At 69.4% G+C, this 15,316-nt stretch carries 19 protein-coding genes and 1 riboswitch; of the genes, 14 read left to right on the top strand and 5 right to left on the bottom strand.

The window, feature by feature from the left end:
* Nucleotides 1-7: 7 nt before the first annotated feature.
* The gene (locus tag SZ55_RS05400) at nucleotides 8-604 is read right to left on the bottom strand and encodes a DUF2796 domain-containing protein (RefSeq protein WP_044402537.1); all 597 of its coding nucleotides are present in this window, start codon (nucleotides 602-604) and stop codon (nucleotides 8-10) included.
* 104 nt (nucleotides 605-708) lie between these two features.
* Between SZ55_RS05400 and SZ55_RS05395 the strand changes: the two genes are divergently transcribed.
* Nucleotides 709-1,062 carry a hypothetical protein gene (locus SZ55_RS05395; RefSeq protein ID WP_044402534.1) on the top strand — a complete coding sequence of 118 codons (354 nt, stop codon included), beginning with the start codon at nucleotides 709-711 and terminating at the stop codon, nucleotides 1,060-1,062.
* A 49-nt stretch (nucleotides 1,063-1,111) separates the two neighbouring features.
* Here SZ55_RS05395 and trxA read toward each other — a convergent pair whose 3' ends face one another.
* The 3 genes from trxA to SZ55_RS05380 all read right to left on the bottom strand — a co-directional run bounded on the left by trxA (nucleotide 1,112) and on the right by SZ55_RS05380 (nucleotide 3,164).
* Nucleotides 1,112-1,981, bottom strand: coding sequence for a thioredoxin (gene trxA / locus SZ55_RS05390; protein WP_044402531.1), 870 nt, complete (start codon nucleotides 1,979-1,981; stop codon nucleotides 1,112-1,114).
* A 101-nt stretch (nucleotides 1,982-2,082) separates the two neighbouring features.
* The gene (locus tag SZ55_RS05385) at nucleotides 2,083-2,736 is read right to left on the bottom strand and encodes a class I SAM-dependent methyltransferase (protein ID WP_044402528.1); all 654 of its coding nucleotides are present in this window, start codon (nucleotides 2,734-2,736) and stop codon (nucleotides 2,083-2,085) included.
* A complete protein-coding gene (locus tag SZ55_RS05380) occupies nucleotides 2,733-3,164 on the bottom strand; it encodes a YbaY family lipoprotein (RefSeq protein ID WP_232060794.1) in 432 nt (143 codons plus the stop codon). The genes SZ55_RS05385 and SZ55_RS05380 overlap by 4 nt, the downstream gene beginning before the upstream one ends.
* A 128-nt stretch (nucleotides 3,165-3,292) precedes the next feature.
* On the opposite strand from SZ55_RS05380, the gene nrdR reads away from it, so the two are divergent.
* From nrdR to SZ55_RS27305, 13 genes are all read left to right on the top strand, one after another.
* Nucleotides 3,293-3,757 carry a transcriptional regulator NrdR gene (gene nrdR / locus SZ55_RS05375; protein ID WP_044402522.1) on the top strand — a complete coding sequence of 155 codons (465 nt, stop codon included), beginning with the start codon at nucleotides 3,293-3,295 and terminating at the stop codon, nucleotides 3,755-3,757.
* A gap of 3 nt (nucleotides 3,758-3,760) precedes the next feature.
* A complete protein-coding gene (ribD, locus tag SZ55_RS05370) occupies nucleotides 3,761-4,885 on the top strand; it encodes a bifunctional diaminohydroxyphosphoribosylaminopyrimidine deaminase/5-amino-6-(5-phosphoribosylamino)uracil reductase RibD (protein WP_044402519.1) in 1,125 nt (374 codons plus the stop codon).
* An 85-nt stretch (nucleotides 4,886-4,970) separates the two neighbouring features.
* A riboswitch (FMN riboswitch) is annotated at nucleotides 4,971-5,127 on the top strand.
* A 183-nt stretch (nucleotides 5,128-5,310) separates the two neighbouring features.
* Nucleotides 5,311-5,973, top strand: coding sequence for a riboflavin synthase (locus SZ55_RS05365; protein WP_044402516.1), 663 nt, complete (start codon nucleotides 5,311-5,313; stop codon nucleotides 5,971-5,973).
* A 17-nt stretch (nucleotides 5,974-5,990) separates the two neighbouring features.
* The gene (ribBA, locus tag SZ55_RS05360) at nucleotides 5,991-7,085 is read left to right on the top strand and encodes a bifunctional 3,4-dihydroxy-2-butanone-4-phosphate synthase/GTP cyclohydrolase II (protein WP_044402512.1); all 1,095 of its coding nucleotides are present in this window, start codon (nucleotides 5,991-5,993) and stop codon (nucleotides 7,083-7,085) included.
* 62 nt (nucleotides 7,086-7,147) lie between these two features.
* A complete protein-coding gene (gene ribH / locus SZ55_RS05355; RefSeq protein WP_044402509.1) occupies nucleotides 7,148-7,624 on the top strand; it encodes a 6,7-dimethyl-8-ribityllumazine synthase in 477 nt (158 codons plus the stop codon).
* On the top strand, nucleotides 7,621-8,109 hold the full coding sequence (nusB, locus tag SZ55_RS05350; RefSeq protein WP_044402506.1) for a transcription antitermination factor NusB: 489 nt from the start codon (nucleotides 7,621-7,623) through the stop codon (nucleotides 8,107-8,109). Before ribH ends, nusB begins: the two co-directional genes overlap by 4 nt.
* Before the next feature lie 13 nt (nucleotides 8,110-8,122).
* Entirely contained in the window at nucleotides 8,123-9,091 is a 969-nt protein-coding gene (gene thiL, locus SZ55_RS05345) for a thiamine-phosphate kinase (RefSeq protein WP_044402503.1), read from the top strand.
* Nucleotides 9,084-9,599, top strand: coding sequence for a phosphatidylglycerophosphatase A family protein (locus SZ55_RS05340; RefSeq protein ID WP_044402499.1), 516 nt, complete (start codon nucleotides 9,084-9,086; stop codon nucleotides 9,597-9,599). Before thiL ends, SZ55_RS05340 begins: the two co-directional genes overlap by 8 nt.
* Before the next feature lie 19 nt (nucleotides 9,600-9,618).
* Nucleotides 9,619-10,374 carry a transporter substrate-binding domain-containing protein gene (locus SZ55_RS05335; RefSeq protein WP_044402496.1) on the top strand — a complete coding sequence of 252 codons (756 nt, stop codon included), beginning with the start codon at nucleotides 9,619-9,621 and terminating at the stop codon, nucleotides 10,372-10,374.
* Nucleotides 10,361-11,038, top strand: a complete 678-nt coding sequence (locus SZ55_RS05330) for a retropepsin-like aspartic protease family protein (RefSeq protein WP_044402492.1) — start codon at nucleotides 10,361-10,363, stop codon at nucleotides 11,036-11,038. Before SZ55_RS05335 ends, SZ55_RS05330 begins: the two co-directional genes overlap by 14 nt.
* A gap of 119 nt (nucleotides 11,039-11,157) precedes the next feature.
* On the top strand, nucleotides 11,158-11,772 hold the full coding sequence (gene ribA / locus SZ55_RS05325; RefSeq protein ID WP_044402489.1) for a GTP cyclohydrolase II: 615 nt from the start codon (nucleotides 11,158-11,160) through the stop codon (nucleotides 11,770-11,772).
* Nucleotides 11,769-12,188, top strand: coding sequence for a hypothetical protein (locus tag SZ55_RS05320; RefSeq protein ID WP_044402486.1), 420 nt, complete (start codon nucleotides 11,769-11,771; stop codon nucleotides 12,186-12,188). The genes ribA and SZ55_RS05320 overlap by 4 nt, the downstream gene beginning before the upstream one ends.
* A complete protein-coding gene (locus tag SZ55_RS27305; RefSeq protein WP_082078145.1) occupies nucleotides 12,188-12,994 on the top strand; it encodes a cobalamin-binding protein in 807 nt (268 codons plus the stop codon). Before SZ55_RS05320 ends, SZ55_RS27305 begins: the two co-directional genes overlap by 1 nt.
* 153 nt (nucleotides 12,995-13,147) lie before the next feature.
* On the opposite strand, the gene dxs is transcribed toward SZ55_RS27305, so the two are convergent.
* Nucleotides 13,148-15,070 (bottom strand): 1-deoxy-D-xylulose-5-phosphate synthase, encoded by a 1,923-nt coding sequence (gene dxs, locus SZ55_RS05310; RefSeq protein WP_044402481.1) that lies wholly within the window; start codon nucleotides 15,068-15,070, stop codon nucleotides 13,148-13,150.
* Between the last annotated feature and the right edge of the window lie 246 nt (nucleotides 15,071-15,316).

The raw sequence follows: 15,316 nt of genomic DNA, 5'->3' as shown, positions 1-15,316 counted from the left end.
CGGGGGGTCAGAAACTCAGGGAGGGGGCTGCGGGGGTCAGTTCGGCGCCCTGCTGGCCCTTCGGGCCGATCAGTTGTACCTGAATTTTCTGGGTGGCGGGGAAGCGTGTGAACAGGCCCTTGATGTCCAGCCCGGTCAGCTTGCCCGGCGTTGCGCATTCCAGGTGGTAGCGCGCGTGGATCTCGCTGTGGGCGTGGTTGTGCTCATCGCCGTCCTCGTGCTTGTGCTCAGGCTCGTGAGCCTCTTCCGGGGCGTTGCCGAACAGCGGGCTTTCCAGTTCCTGCTCGGACACCTTGCAACCGGCGGCTTCGGGGAGGGCGAACAGGGCCAGGGGCTTTTCCAGCTCGGCGCGGGCCTTGGCCACGGCGGCCTTGTCGGCATCGCTGCGGGCCTCGTGCTCGAAGCCCACCAGGTTCATGGCCGGGCTTTCCAGTTCCAGCTCCAGGGTGCTGCCGTCCAGGGCGGCGTTGAGGCGGGCCACGCCGTGCTCGTGGGCACCCAGGCTGCCGTGGCCTTCGTGGTCGTGATCGTCGTGTTCATGGGCCTGGACGGAGAAGGCCAGGGGGAGCAGTGCGAAGGGCAGGGCGAGCAGCAGGCGGCGCATGGGAGTCTCCAGATGCGGGTGAAAAGCGGCGTTACGTTATAACAACTGTGGGCCGGCTTCCAGAGGCGTGAGAGCATGGCGCGTCGTTTATCGAGGAACCTTGCATGCTGCGCATTCGCGGACGGATCGGTGATTGGCCGGTGGATCTGACGGTGGAAATGGACGAGGAGGACTGGCAGCGCCTGGGCGCTCAATTGCACGTTGCCCCGGCAGCATCGCCCGAGCCGGTTGCGCCACCGGCAGCCGCCCCTTCCCGGCAGGCGGACCCACGCTGGGAGGCCGCCCTGGGGCTGCTGCGCGAGGCCGGCCGTCTGGAAGGCCCGCGCCTGCTGGCCGACCTGGAGGCCCTGGCGGGCAGTGCGGCAGCCGGCAAGCGCCTGCTGGTGCGCCTGCGCCATTGCGAGCAGGTGCAGCTGGAAGCCGGGGCGGACACGCCGGTGTATGTCTGGAAGGGCTGAGGCGGGAGAGGCGGCCAGGCCGCCCTGATGGGGCGGCCTGGCAGGGCGATCAGTAGATCGCCTGGTACAGCTTGCGGCGGTAGGTGGTGACCAGCGGGTGGTCGTTGCCCAGCAGGTCGAACACCTGCAGCAGGGTCTTGTGGGGCAGGCCTTCGCCGTAGTTGCGGTTGCGCACGAACAGCCGCAGCAGGGCATCCAGGGCCGGTTCGTACTGCTGGCGGGCCAACTGGTGGATGGCCAACTGGTAGCTGGCTTCGTCGTCGCCCGCATCCTGGGCGAGGCGGCTCTTCAGGGCGGCGGCCTCGGGCAGGTCGTTCACCTGGCGCAGGAAGGCCAGCTGGGCGCGGGCGCCGGCCAGGGCCTGCTTGTGCTCGTCGCCCTTGACCGCATCCAGCACCAGTTGGGCTTCACCCAGCTCGCCGCGCTCGGCGAGGCAGCGGGCGTAGAGGATCAGTGCCGGGGCGTTGCTGTTGTCTTCGCCCAGCAGTTGCTTGAGCACGGCCTCGGCATCACCGATGCGGCCGTCGTCGAACAGGGCCTGGGCCGCTTCCATCGGGTCGGCGGCTTCCGGTGCCGGTTCGGCAACGTGTGGTGCGAGCATGGCGCGGATCTGGGATTCCGGCTGGGCACCGGCGAAGCCGTCCACCGGCTGGCCGTCCTTGAACAGCACCACGGTGGGCAGGCTGCGGATGCCGAAGCGCATGACGATGTCCTGCTCGACATCGCAGTTGACCTTGGCCAGCAGCAACTCGCCCCGGTAGGACTCGGCGATCTGTGCCAGCAGCGGCATGAGGGCTTTGCAGGGGGCACACCACTCGGCCCAGAAATCCACCAGCACGGGCTTGTGGAAGGAGTTCTGGATCACCGACTGGTCGAAGTCGAGGGCGGTGGCGTCGAAGATGTAGGGCGTGTCGCTCATCGTGGATTCCGTAAGCGCAGGGAAGAGAGTGGGCGAATCATACGGCCGCTAACGCCGCGCGCCTACCGGGTGGGGGCGAGCGGCGTGGCGCATCCGCCGGTTCAGCGGGCGGCGTGGTACAGGCTCACGTGGCGGAACTGCTCGGGCTCGGCCAGGTCCGGCCAGGTGCAGGCTTCCAGCATGGCCAGGCGGCGGTACAGCGGGTGGGCGAAGTCGCGCACGCGGGAGTCGGCCACCAGCGCTTCGCGGCCCCGGCTGAGGAAGTGGTCCAGCAGCGGCAGGTTGGCGCGGTCGTAGAGCACGTCGGCCACCACCACCAGGTCGAAGCGATCGGCCTCGGCGAAGAAGTCGGCGCTGTAGCCGAGCGTCACACCGTTCAGCGCGGCATTGGCGCGGCAGGCCTCCAGGGCCAGCGGGTCGAGGTCGCAGGCCACCACTTCCGCCGCGCCGGCCTTGGCGGCGGCGATGGCCGCCACGCCGGAGCCGGCGCCGAAGTCCAGCACGCGCTTGCCGGCGACCCAGTGGGGCTGCTCGGCGAACCAGCGCGCCAGGGCCAGGCCGCTGGCCCAGCAGAAGCACCAATAGGGCGGCTCTTCGAGGATGCGCCGGGTCTCGTCGGCGTCGAAGGCGCGGTCCATGTTGTCGGCGTCGATCAGCCAGAGGCGCAGGTCGGTGCCCGGCAGCGTCTCGGCGCGCAATTGGGCATCGCCGAGCAACTGGGCGAGCGGTGCCTGCAGTGTCGAGGGCGGCGTCATGGCACGGTCTCCAGCTGCAGGGCGCCCAGGGACTGGCTTTCCGCCGCCGGGATGCGCCGCGGGGCGAGGCGCTGGATCAACTGGCCGGACTGGCTGACCCGGGCGCGCAATTCCACCCGCAGGTCCCGGGGGAAGGCCTCGGGGTTGAAGGTCAGGCGGAAGGGCAGGGCCGTGCCGGTGCCGTCGAGGCGTAGGCTGCCGAGCAGGCGCAGCGGGCGGTCGCGGGTGTCCACCGCCAGCAAGGCCAGCTCCACGTCGCTGCCGGCGGGGGCGCCCAGCAACTGGCCGTCCAGCGCGCGCATGTAGGCGGGCAACGGCTGCTCGGCAGCGGGCTTGGCGACCGGTTTCGCCGGTGCAGGTTCGGCGGGCGGCTCGCCGGCGCAGGCGGCCAGCAGGGCGGCAAGGGAAAGGATGTAGAGCGGACGCATCATGACTCCTGGCCAAGGGGGTACAGGCGGTGTGCGCGGCCTTATAGCTCAAACCCCGGTTGCTTGTCTTGCCAGGGAGATGCGCTCTACCATGTGGCCTTCTTTTCCGCCATAGCCCCCTCCCTGCCATGCACTGTCCCTTCTGCGGCGCCCATGACACCAAGGTGATCGACTCGCGACTGGTCGCGGAAGGCGATCAGGTCCGCCGTCGCCGCGAGTGCCTGGCCTGCGAGGAGCGCTTCACCACCTTCGAGACCGCCGAACTGGTGATGCCACGCCTGATCAAGCAGGATGGCAGCCGCCAGCCCTTCGACGAGGACAAGCTCCGTGCCGGCATGCAGAGGGCGCTGGAGAAGCGCCCGGTGAGCATCGAGCGTCTCGAAGAGGCCATCGCCCACATCAAGCACAAGCTGCGCGCCACCGGCGAGCGCGAGGTGAAGTCGCGGGTGCTGGGCGAGCTGGTGATGGTCGAGCTGCAGAAGCTCGACGAGGTGGCCTACATTCGCTTCGCTTCGGTCTATCGCCGCTTCCAGGACCTCAACGAGTTCCGCGAGGAAATCGAGCGGCTGGCCCGTGAGCCCTCCAAAGACTAAGGCATGACCGCATCCGACCAGGCCTTCATGGCCCGTGCGCTGGAACTGGCTCGCAAGGGCCTCTATTCGACCCACCCCAATCCCCGCGTCGGCTGCGTGATCGTCCGTGACGGCCAGGTGGTCGGCGAAGGCTGGCACGCCCGCGCCGGCGAGCCCCACGCCGAGGTGCACGCCCTGCGCCAGGCCGGTGAGCGCGCCCGGGGGGCCACCGCCTACGTGACCCTGGAACCGTGCAGCCACCACGGGCGGACCCCGCCCTGCGCCGATGCGCTGGTGAACGCCGGCGTCGCCCGGGTGGTCGCCGCCATGCAGGACCCCAATCCCCAGGTGGCTGGCCGTGGCCTGCTGCGCCTGATGGACGCCGGCATCGCCGTGCAGTCCGGGGTGCTGGAGAGCGAGGCGCGCGCGCTCAATGCCGGCTTCATCAAGCGCATGGAAACCGGGTTGCCCTTCGTCCGCGTCAAGCTCGCCATGAGCCTGGACGGCCGCACCGCCATGGCCAGTGGCGAAAGCCAGTGGATCACCGGCCCGGCCGCCCGTGCCGCCGTGCAGCGTCTGCGGGCGCGGGCCAGTGTGGTGCTGACCGGTGCCGACACCGTGCTCACCGACGGCGCCCGCCTGACCGTGCGCCCCGACGAGCTGGGCCTGAACGCCGAACTGACCGCCCTGGCCGTGACCCGTCCGCCGCTGCGCGTGCTGGTGGACGGCCGCCTGCGGGTGCCGCTCTCCGCGCCCTTCTACCAGGCCGGCAAGGCCCTGGTGGCCACCTGCGCCGTGGCCTCAGCGCGGGATCGCTTCCAGGAGGAGGGCCACGAACTGCTGGCCGTGCCGAGCAGCAACGGCCATGTCGACCTGCGTCGCCTGCTGCTGGAGCTGGGCTCGCGCGGGGCCAACGAGGTGCTGGTGGAGGCCGGGCCGCGCCTGGCCGGTGCCTTCGCCCGGGCGGGCCTGGTGGATGAATTCCAGATCTTCATGGCCGGTCGCCTGCTCGGCTCCAGCGCCCGTCCCCTGTTGGACTGGCCCCTGGCGCGGATGGCCGAGGCACCGCAGCTGAAGATCACCGACGTGCGTGCTGTCGGTGACGACTGGCGCATCATCGCCGTGCCGCTGCCTCCGGTTGCTCGATAGCTGATCATTTCCATCGAAACGACTGGCTTGGAGCAGGCCGCGCCCTGTGTTAAAAACGCGCTCGGCCTTCTGGAGTGGAAGGCCGAAACGTTCTCAGGGCGGGGTGGAAGTCCCCACCGGCGGTAATTGCGCCACGCGCATAGCCCGCGAGCGCTTCCCGGTCGCCACGGCGAGGGGAAGGTCAGCAGACCCGGTGTGATCCCGGGGCCGACGGTCACAGTCCGGATGAAGAGAGAACGGGATTGCCCGCCTGGGCGCGCGTTCGTGCGTCCGCGAAGTCCCATTCGATCCAGAGCCCTGTTTCTCACCAAACAGGAGATCGACATGCTCAACCCCCTTCGACCGAACCGCGCGGCCCTGGCCGTTCGCGTGCCGGTCCTCGCCCAGGCTGCCCATGGCGGCCGCTCCATGACTCGGGAGGCTCCATGTTCACCGGCATAATCGAAGCCATCGGCACCATTCGCGCCATCACCCCCAAGGGCGGTGACGTCCGGGTCCTGGTGGAGACCGGCAAGCTGGACCTGGGCGACGTCAAGCTCGGCGACAGCATCGCCGTCAACGGTGTCTGCCTCACCGCCGTGGAACTGCCTGGCAACGGCTTCTGGGCCGACGTCAGCCGCGAGACCCTGGCGCGCACCGCCTTCGACGACCTCAAGCCGGGCAGCCCGGTGAACCTGGAAAAGGCCCTGACCCCCACCAGCCGCCTTGGCGGCCACCTTGTCAGCGGCCACGTCGACGGCATCGGGGAAGTGATCGCCCGGGAAGACAACGCCCGCGCCGTCCAATTCAGGATCCGCTCGCCGCGTGAACTGGCCAAGTACATCGCCCTGAAGGGGTCGATCACCGTCGACGGCACGAGCCTGACGGTGAATGCGGTCAATGGCGCCGAGTTCGAGCTGACCATCGTCCCGCACACCCTGGCGGAAACCATCATGGTGGATTACCGGCCCGGCCGCCGGGTGAACCTGGAGGTGGACCTGCTGGCCCGCTACCTGGAGCGCCTGCTGCTGGGCGACAAGGCCGCCGAGCCCCAGGCGTCCGGCATCACCGAAGGTTTCCTCGCCGAACACGGCTACCTCAACCGCTGAATTCATAAGGAGGGCCCATGGCTCTCAATACCGTTGACGAACTGATCGAAGACATCCGCCAGGGCAAGATGGTCATCCTCATGGATGACGAGGACCGCGAGAACGAAGGCGACCTGATCATGGCCTCCGAGTGCGTGCAGGCCGAGCACATCAACTTCATGGCGCGCTTCGCCCGTGGCCTGATCTGCATGCCGATGACCCGCGAGCGCTGCGAACTGCTCAAACTGCCGCTGATGGCGCCGCGCAACGGCTCCGGCTTCGGCACCAAGTTCACCGTCTCCATCGAGGCGGCCGAAGGCGTCACCACCGGCATCTCCGCCGCCGACCGCGCGCGCACCGTGCAGGTGGCCGCCGCCAAGGGCGCCAAGGCCGAGGACATCGTCAGCCCCGGCCACATCTTCCCGCTGATGGCCCAGTCCGGCGGCGTGCTGGCCCGTGCCGGCCACACCGAGGCAGCCTGCGACCTGGCGCGCATGGCCGGCTTCGAGGCGTCCGGAGTGATCTGCGAGATCATGAACGACGACGGCACCATGGCCCGCCGCCCCGAGCTGGAGGCCTTCGCCGCCGAGCATGGGATCAAAATCGGCACCATCGCTGACCTCATCCACTACCGCCTGATCCACGAACGCACCGTCGAGCGCATCGCCGAGCAGCCGCTGGACAGCGAACTGGGGCACTTCAACCTGGTGACCTACCGCGATGCCGTAGAAGGCGACGTGCACATGGCGCTGACCCTGGGCGAGATCAGCCCGGAAGAGCCGACCCTGGTGCGCGTGCACAACATGGACCCGCTGCGCGACCTGTTCATGGTCAACCAGTCCGGTCGCTGGAGCCTGCGCGCAGCGATGAAGGAAGTGGCCGCCTCCGGCAGCGGCGTGGTGCTGCTGCTGGGCAACCCGCTGACCGGCCCGCAGCTGCTGGCGCACCTGGAACGACAGCTGGGCACCGAGACCAAGGTCACCACGCCCTCCACCTACAGCACCGTCGGTGCCGGCTCGCAGATTCTCCGCGACCTCGGGGTGCGCAAGATGCGCCTGATGAGTTCGCCGATGAAGTTCAACGCGATATCCGGTTTCGACCTGGAAGTTGTAGAATACCTGCCCGCTGAATGACCCGAAGGGCCCTGGCCGTGAACGGCCGGGGCCTTCGCTCTTTAATTGACGAGAACCCGCCCATGCCCCTGAAGACCATCGAAGGTACCTTCATCGCCCCCAAAGGCCGCTATGCCCTGGTGGTCGGCCGCTTCAACAGCTTTGTCGTGGAAAGCCTGGTAAGTGGCGCCGTAGACGCCCTGGTCCGCCACGGCGTGTCCGAGGACGACATCACCATCATCCGTGCCCCCGGTGCCTTCGAGATCCCCCTGGTCACCCAGAAGGTCGCCCAGCGTGGCGAGTTCGCCGCCATCATCGCCCTGGGCGCCGTCATCCGTGGCGGCACTCCGCACTTCGAATACGTCGCCGGTGAGTGCACCAAGGGCCTGGCCCAGGTGTCCATGGAGTTCGGCGTGCCGGTCGCCTTCGGCGTCCTGACCGTCGACTCCATCGAGCAGGCCATCGAGCGTTCCGGCACCAAGGCCGGCAACAAAGGCGCCGAAGCCGCACTCTCCGCCCTCGAAATGGTCAGCCTGCTGGCGGCCTTGGAGGCCAAGTGAGTTTCAACAGCGACAACGACGCCCCCGAGGCGCCGAAGAAGCCCGCCAAGGGCAAGATCGCCACACGTCGCCAGGCCCGTAGCCTGGCCATGCAGGCGCTCTACTCCTGGCACATCGCCGGCCAGCCCCTGAACGAGATCGAGGCGCAGTTCCGCGTCGACAACGATTTCAGCCAGGTGGACGGTGCCTACTTCCACGAGATCCTCCATGGCGTACCGCGCCAGAAGACCGAGATCGACGAGGCCTTCCTGCCCTGCCTGGATCGCCCCCTGGAAGAGGTCGACCCGGTCGAGCTGGCCATCCTGCGCCTCTCCACCTACGAGCTGATGAACCGCGTCGACGTGCCGTACCGCGTGGTTATCAACGAAGGCATCGAGCTGGCCAAGGTCTTCGGTGCCACCGACGGGCACAAGTTCGTCAACGGCGTCCTCGACAAGCTGGCGCCCCGCCTGCGCGCCGCCGAGGTTCGTGGCGGCAAGCGCTGAGCCCCCGCCACGGATGGGTGAGTTCGAGCTGATCCGTCGCTACTTCGCCTCCGCCGCCTGCGCGGCGGGTGGCGAAGGCATCGCCCTCGGCATCGGCGACGACTGCGCCTTGCTGCAGCCCGCACCGGGCGAGCAGTTGGCCGTGTCCACTGACACCCTGGTGGCCGGCGTCCACTTTCCCCAGGTGTGCGATCCCTTCCTGCTGGGCCAGCGGGCTCTTGCCGTATCCGCCAGCGACCTGGCCGCCATGGGCGCCGCGCCCCTGGGCTTCACCCTGGCCCTGACCCTGCCCGCTGCCGATGCCGACTGGCTGCAACAGCTGGCCGCCGGCCTCGACGCCATGGCCCGCCGTTGCGGCCTGGCCCTGGTGGGTGGCGACACCACCCGTGGCCCCTTGAGCCTGACCCTCACCGTGTTCGGTCGCCTGCCGGCCGGTACAGCCCTGCGGCGTTCCGGCGCCCGTCCCGGCGACCTGCTCTGCGTGGGTGGCAGCCTGGGCGATGCCGCCGGAGCCCTGCCGCTGGTGCTTGGCCAGCGGTCGGATGAAGGCGCCGAGGCCGCCGCCCTGCTGGATCATTACTGGGCCCCGCCGCCGCAGTTCGCCCTCGGGCTGGCCCTGCGTGGCCGTGCCAGCGCCGCGCTGGACGTGTCCGATGGCCTGCTGGCCGACTGCGGGCACATCGCCGCCGCCTCCGGCGTGGCCCTGTGGCTGGAGGCCGGGCGCGTCCCGCTGTCGCCGGCCCTGCAAGCGCTCTACCCCCACGACCAGGCCCTGGGCCTGGCCCTGTCCGGCGGTGACGATTACCGCCTGGCGTTCACCCTGCCGCCGTACCAGCTCGACGCCGTGCAGGCCGCCTGGCCGGCACTGGCCGTGATCGGCCGTGTCGAAGCCGGCCACGGTGTCCACCTGCTGGATGCCGACGGCCGCGAGCGACCGCAGCCGGCCCAGGGTTACCAACATTTCGGGAGTCACGGTGACTGATCATCCGCAACAAGCGCCGGCCCAGCCGGTCCCGCACTCGGTCTGGCGCAACCCCTGGCACTTCCTCGCCTTCGGTTTCGGCTCCGGCACCCTGCCCAAGGCGCCCGGCACCTGGGGCTCGCTGGTGGCCCTGCCGTTCATCCCGCTGTGGCAGATGCTGCCCGACTGGGGTTACTGGCTGATGCTCGGGCTGACCATGCTGTTCGGCTTCTGGCTGTGCGGCAAGGTCGCCGACGACCTGCGCGTGCACGACCACGAAGGCATCGTCTGGGACGAAATGGTCGGCATGTGGATCACCCTCTGGCTGGTGCCCGAAGGCTGGCAGTGGCTGCTGCTAGGCTTCGTGGTGTTCAGGGTCATGGACATCCTCAAGCCCTGGCCGATCCGCTGGATCGATCGCCACGTGCATGGCGGCGTCGGCATCATGCTCGACGACGTGCTGGCCGGCGTCTTCGCCTGGCTGGCCATGCAACTGATCATCTGGGGCGTCGGCCTGGCAGGCATCTGATCTGAAGGGAGACGGGACGATGCTCCGCAGGTTGCTCGGCATGCTGTCGCTACTGCTGGTTTCMCCCGTCTGGGCGGTGGACGGCCACCCGCCGGTGGCGGAGATCGTCATCGCCTCCGAGGTCTGGGCCGGCCACACCAATGCCGATGGCAGCGGCCTGGGCTGGGACATCCTGCGCAAGGTCTACGAGCCCGTGGGCGTTCGCCTGAAGATCCGCAGCGTCCCCTACACCCGCTCCGTGGGGCTGGTGCAGCGCCACGAGGCCGATGCCTGGATGGGCGCCTACCGCGACGAGATCGCCGGTGCCGTCTACCCCCGCTGGCACTACGACGCCGACCAGATCAGCGCCCTCGGCAAGGCCGGCGCGCCCGCCCCCAGCCTGCAGACCATCGGCCGCTACCGCCTGGTGTGGATCCGCGGCTACGACTACCAGCACCAGCTGCCAAACCTGAAGCACTTCGAAGAAATCCAGCGCCGGGGCGGTATCCTCTCCATGCTCGACCTGGACCATGCGGACTACTACATCGATGCCCGCACCGAGATCGACGACGTGCTCGCCCAGGCGGCCCATCCGGAGCGTTACCAGGTCACCTTCCTGACCCCGCTCCCGCTCTACGTCGGCTTCGCCGCCAACGAGCGCGGTCGCGAGTTCGCCGCCCTGTTCGACGAGCGCATGACGCGCCTGGTGCAGAGCGGCGAGCTGCGCCCGCTGTACGCCCGCTGGAAGCAGCCCTATCCCTTCGACCCACCGGAGAAGCCCCATGCGTCGCCTTGAGCTGTCCTGTCTCGGCCTGTTGCTGATGGCCTGTACCAGCGCCTGGGCCGAGCCCGTGGTGCAGGTGGTGGGGCTGTTCCCAAACGCGGCGGTGATCAGCGTCGACGGCCAGCGCAAGCTGGTGCGGGTCGGCCAGACCGGCCCCGGTGGCGTGCAGGTGGTCAGCGCCGACAGCAAGGGCGCGGTCCTGCGCATCGACGGTGTCGAGCGGCCCTACGCCCTCAGCCGCGAATACAACAGCGCCGCCCCGCCCCCGGGGAGCACCGACGCCGCCGCATCCGCCCCACGCAAGGCGCAGATGAGCATCGCCCGGGGCAACAACGGGCACTACATGGTGGCCGGCTCCATCAACGGCCACCCGGTGCAGTTCATGGTGGACACCGGCGCCACCAGCGTGGCGATGAACGAGAACCAGGCGCGCATGCTCGGCCTCGACTACCGCGTCGAGGGCAAGCCGATGACCGCCAGCACCGCCGGCGGCAACGTGCGTGCCTGGCGGGTGCGCTTCGACCGGGTCAAGGTCGGCCCGCTGGAAGTGCTCGGCGTCGAAGGCGCGGTGGTCGAGGGCGACGCCCCGGTGGACGTGCTGCTGGGCATGAGCTTCCTCAACCAGGTGCGCTGGCGCGAGGACCAGGGCGTGCTGCGCCTGGAGTCCAAGTTCTAGGGCGGCGAGCGGAGCCCACCGTCCAAGCCTTTCGATCCTTATCCCCAACTATTCAGTCTGACGGGCCGGCAGACGCTGCTGATACAATGCCGGCCTTTCGCAATCCCAGGAGAACCGTGGTGTCCGTCGTTTTCGTCGCCGCCTCCCAACTGCCCACGCCCTTTGGCCTGTTCACCATGCACGGCTTCCTCGACGAGGAAAGCGGCAAGGAACACGTCGCCCTGACCATGGGCGACATTGCCGACGGCCAGCCCGTGCTGGGGCGCCTGCACTCCGAGTGCCTGACCGGCGATGCCCTGTTCAGCCTGCGTTGCGACTGCGGCTTCCAGCTCGAGGCCGCCCTGCGTGCCATCGCCGAAGCCGGCCGTGGCGTGCTGCTGTACCTGCGCCAGGAAGGCCGTGGCATCGGCCTGTTGAACAAGATCCGCGCCTACGAGCTGCAGGACGGCGGTGCCGACACCGTCGAAGCCAACGAGCGCCTGGGCTTCGGCGCCGACCAGCGCGAGTACGCCTTCTGCCTGCCGATGCTCGAACACCTGGGCATCAGCAGCATCAAGCTGATGACCAACAACCCGCGCAAGGTGAAGGCCCTGGAAGGCTTCGGCATCCGCGTCGCCGAGCGCGTGCCGCTGCAGACCGGCCTCAACCCGCACAACCAGAAGTACCTGGCCACCAAGGCCGGCAAGCTCGGCCACATGCTGGGCAGCCTGCACCAGGGCGAAGTCGAGCTATGACCCGCAGCCAGGTCCGCCGCCTGCTGGCCCTCGAATGGTGGGCACACCTGGGCGCCGCCCTGGGCCCGCTGTTCCTGGTCAACCTGCTGTTCGGCTCCGGCGACCCGGTGTTCCCGGCCCTGGAAATGCCCCTGTTCGTCGCCGCGCTGATCTCCATGTTCATCAGCCTGCCGCTGTTCCGGGGCTACAAGCGCGCCCTGATCGCCACCGAAAAGGCACTGGACGGCGACCACGAGCGCGAAGCCTGGATCGAGCTGCGCCGGGTGCGCCGCGTCGCCCTGCTGGGCGCCGGCCTGCCCGCCTGGGTCGGTGCCGTCGCCGTGTTCGCCGGGCTCAATGCCGTGGCCCTGGTGCTGCTGGCCCTGAGCAGCGCCGTGGTGCTGTCGCTCTACCGCATTCCCCGCCAACTGGCCTGATGCACCGCCTGCTCGGCCTCCTGCTGCTGGGCCTGGTGCTGCCGGCGCTGGCCGATGACGGCGCACGGCGGGTGGTCAGCCTGGCCCCCTCCCTCAGCGAAATCATGCTCGAACTGCATGCCGAGGACCGCCTGGTGGGCGTCCTCGACGGCGGCGAGCGCCCGGCGGCCCTGGCCGCGCTACCCAGCGTCGGCCACTACGGCCAGGTGCAGCTTGAGCGCGTGGTGGCCCTGGCGCCCGACCTCATCCTGCTCTGGCCCGACAGCGTCGGCGCGCCCATGCAGCAGCGCCTGGAGCAGCTCGGCATCCCCTTGCTGGTGATCGAACCGCGTCGGCTGGACGAGCTGGCAGGCGTCTTCGAACAGATCGGCCCCCGGGTCGGCCACGGCGCCGAAGGCCAGGCCCTGGCCCGGCGCTTCCGCGACGGCCTGGCCGAGCTGCGCCAGCGCTACCACCGGGAGCCGCCGCTGCCGGTGTTCTACCAGGTCTGGGACCACCCGCTGTACACCCTGGGCGGTCGGCAGATCGTCAGCGACGCCCTGGCCCTGTGCGGCGCGCGCAACCTGTTCGCCGACCTCGACCTGCCCGCGCCCCAGGTCGGCATCGAGGCCGTATTGCAGCGCCAGCCCCGCGTCATCCTGGTCAGCGAGCCGGCCCAGGCCGCCGCCTGGCAGGCCTGGCCGCAACTGCCGGCGGTGGCCGCCGGCCAGGTCTGGGCAGTGCCCGACCGGGGCCTGGAACGCCCCAGCTTCCAGATGCTCGGGGCCACCCGCGCGCTGTGCGAACGCCTGGCCCAGGCGCGTTAACGCCTGCTTTTTGGAATCACGGCGAACAGTTGGGGGCAGCCGCCAGATCGGCGAGCGCCGATTGTTCAAGGTGGGGAAGGTGGCGAAGGAGGGGTCCGCCAGAGGTGAATCACCGGTCCGGCTGCGCCACCAGCGGCGCAGCCGAGTCCCGGGTTACAGCCCCGCGGCCTTCGAAGGGGCCTGCGGGTCCAGCAAGGCCAGGCGCTGGCGCACGGCGGCTTCGATGCCCGCCTCGTCCAGGCCGCACTCGGCCAGCATCTGCGCCGGCTTGGCGTGTTCCACGTAGTAGTCCGGCAGGCCCAGGTGCAGCACCGGCACCTGCAGGTTCTCGTGGGCGAGGAACTCGCTGACGGCAGCACCGGCGCCGCCCATCACGCTGTTCTCCTCGATGGTCACCAGCAGCCCATGGCTGCCGGCCAGTTCACGCAGCAGCGCCTCGTCCAGGGGTTTGACGAAGCGCATGTCCACCACCGTGGCGTCCAGGCGCTCGCCCACCTGCAGGGCTTCGGCCAGTTGCACGCCGAAGGCCAGCAGGGCGACGCCGCTGCCGCGACGACGAACCACCGCCTGGCCGATCGGCACCGGCGCCAGTTCCGGCTCGATGACCGCGTTGGGGCCGCTGCCACGGGGGTAGCGCACCGCCGCCGGGCCCTGGAAGTGGTAACCGGTGGTCAGCAGCAGGCGCAGTTCGTTCTCGTCGCTCGGGGTCATCACCAGCATGCCGGGGATGCAGCGCAGGTAGGACAGGTCGAAGCTGCCGGCGTGGGTCGGGCCGTCTTCGCCCACCAGGCCGGCGCGGTCGATGGCGAACAGTACGTCGAGGTTCTGCACCGCCACGTCGTGCACCAGCTGGTCATAGCCGCGCTGGAGGAAGGTGGAGTAGATCGCCACCACCGGCTTCACGCCATCGCAGGCCATGCCGGCCGCCAGGGTCACGGCGTGCTGCTCGGCGATGGCGACGTCGAAGTAGCGCTCCGGGAAGCGCTCGGCGAAGGCCACCAGGTCCGAGCCTTCCTTCATCGCCGGGGTGATGCCCACCAGGCGCGGGTCCTGTGATGCCATGTCGCACAGCCACTGGCCGAATACGTTGGAGTACTTCGGCCCGGACGGCTTCTTCGGCGCTGCCGGGGCGTCCAGCGGCTCCAGCTTGGTGATGGCGTGGTAGCCGATGGGGTCGAGCTCGGCCGGGGCGAAGCCCTTGCCCTTCTTGGTCACCACGTGGAGGAATTGCGGGCCCTTGAGGTCGCGCATGTTGCGCAGGGTGGCCACCAGGGTGGGCAGGTCGTGGCCGTCGATGGGGCCGATGTAGTTCCAGCCCAGCTCCTCGAACAGCGTGCCGGGGACCAGCATGCCCTTGGCGTATTCCTCGGTGCGGCGGGCGATCTCCCAGGCGCCGGGCAGGCGCGAGAGCACCTTCTTGCTGCCCTCGCGCATGCTCGCGTAGGTGCGGCTGGAGAGGATCTTGGCCAGGTAGTTGGACAGCCCGCCGACGTTGTGGGAGATCGACATGTCGTTGTCGTTGAGGATCACCAGCATGTCGGCCTGCACGTCCGAGGCATGGTTCAGCGCCTCGAAGGCCATGCCGGCGGTGAGCGCGCCGTCGCCGATCACGGCGATGGACTTGCGCCCCGAGCCCTGCATGCGGGCGGCGATGGCCATGCCCAGGGCCGCGCTGATGGAGGTGCTGGAGTGGCCGACGCCGAAGGTGTCGTACTCGCTCTCCGAGCGGCGCGGGAAGGCGGCGATGCCGTCCTTCTGGCGCAGCGTGCCCATGCGCTCGCGGCGACCGGTGAGGATCTTGTGGGGGTAGGCCTGGTGGCCCACGTCCCAGACCAGCCGGTCGTCGGGCGTGTCGTAGACGTAGTGCAGGGCGATGGTCAGTTCGACCACCCCCAGCCCCGCGCCGAAATGCCCGCCGGTCCGGCCGACGGTATAGAGCAGGTACTGGCGCAGTTCGTCGGCCAGGGTTTCCAGCTCGGCCTCGCCCAGCCGACGCAGCGCGTCCGGCGTCTCCGCGCGGTCGAGCAGGGGCGTGAGCGGGCGCTCGCGGGGAATCTCATGGAACGTCGTGGGCATCAGGCTAATCGTTATGGGTGCAAAAAGATGCGGCAGTTTACCTGATGCCGCTTTGCCTGCCCAAGACATGGCGTCGGATGCCCGGGCGGCCCGGCAGCGTCACCCACCACAGGCCCTCGATTCGATACCGGGACACAGCCTTGTAGGGCGGGCTTCAGCCCACCAGCGGCAGACAGCGAGGGCTGAAGCCCACCCCTACAGCGCTGACAAACGGCGCTACTGCGCAGGAGCGAGCTCTGCTCGCGA

Source organism: Pseudomonas sp. FeS53a, assembly GCF_000931385.1.
Classification (GTDB): domain Bacteria; phylum Pseudomonadota; class Gammaproteobacteria; order Pseudomonadales; family Pseudomonadaceae; genus Metapseudomonas; species Metapseudomonas otitidis.
This window is presented reverse-complemented; position numbering and strand designations above follow the sequence as displayed.

Excerpts from the sequence above, each read along its gene's own strand:
- SZ55_RS05320 (WP_044402486.1), top strand. The coding sequence starts at position 11,769 with ATGACCCGCAGCCAGGTCCGCCGCCTGCTGGCCCTCGAATGGTGGGCA.
- dxs (WP_044402481.1), bottom strand. The coding sequence starts at position 15,070 with ATGCCCACGACGTTCCATGAGATTCCCCGCGAGCGCCCGCTCACGCCC.
- SZ55_RS05385 (WP_044402528.1), bottom strand. The coding sequence starts at position 2,736 with ATGACGCCGCCCTCGACACTGCAGGCACCGCTCGCCCAGTTGCTCGGC.
- SZ55_RS05330 (WP_044402492.1), top strand. The coding sequence starts at position 10,361 with ATGCGTCGCCTTGAGCTGTCCTGTCTCGGCCTGTTGCTGATGGCCTGT.
- SZ55_RS05380 (WP_232060794.1), bottom strand. The coding sequence starts at position 3,164 with ATGCGTCCGCTCTACATCCTTTCCCTTGCCGCCCTGCTGGCCGCCTGC.
- thiL (WP_044402503.1), top strand. The coding sequence starts at position 8,123 with ATGGGTGAGTTCGAGCTGATCCGTCGCTACTTCGCCTCCGCCGCCTGC.
- ribH (WP_044402509.1), top strand. The coding sequence starts at position 7,148 with ATGCCCCTGAAGACCATCGAAGGTACCTTCATCGCCCCCAAAGGCCGC.
- SZ55_RS05395 (WP_044402534.1), top strand. The coding sequence starts at position 709 with ATGCTGCGCATTCGCGGACGGATCGGTGATTGGCCGGTGGATCTGACG.
- SZ55_RS05365 (WP_044402516.1), top strand. The coding sequence starts at position 5,311 with ATGTTCACCGGCATAATCGAAGCCATCGGCACCATTCGCGCCATCACC.
- SZ55_RS05400 (WP_044402537.1), bottom strand. The coding sequence starts at position 604 with ATGCGCCGCCTGCTGCTCGCCCTGCCCTTCGCACTGCTCCCCCTGGCC.
- ribD (WP_044402519.1), top strand. The coding sequence starts at position 3,761 with ATGACCGCATCCGACCAGGCCTTCATGGCCCGTGCGCTGGAACTGGCT.
- trxA (WP_044402531.1), bottom strand. The coding sequence starts at position 1,981 with ATGAGCGACACGCCCTACATCTTCGACGCCACCGCCCTCGACTTCGAC.
- SZ55_RS27305 (WP_082078145.1), top strand. The coding sequence starts at position 12,188 with ATGCACCGCCTGCTCGGCCTCCTGCTGCTGGGCCTGGTGCTGCCGGCG.
- nrdR (WP_044402522.1), top strand. The coding sequence starts at position 3,293 with ATGCACTGTCCCTTCTGCGGCGCCCATGACACCAAGGTGATCGACTCG.
- ribBA (WP_044402512.1), top strand. The coding sequence starts at position 5,991 with ATGGCTCTCAATACCGTTGACGAACTGATCGAAGACATCCGCCAGGGC.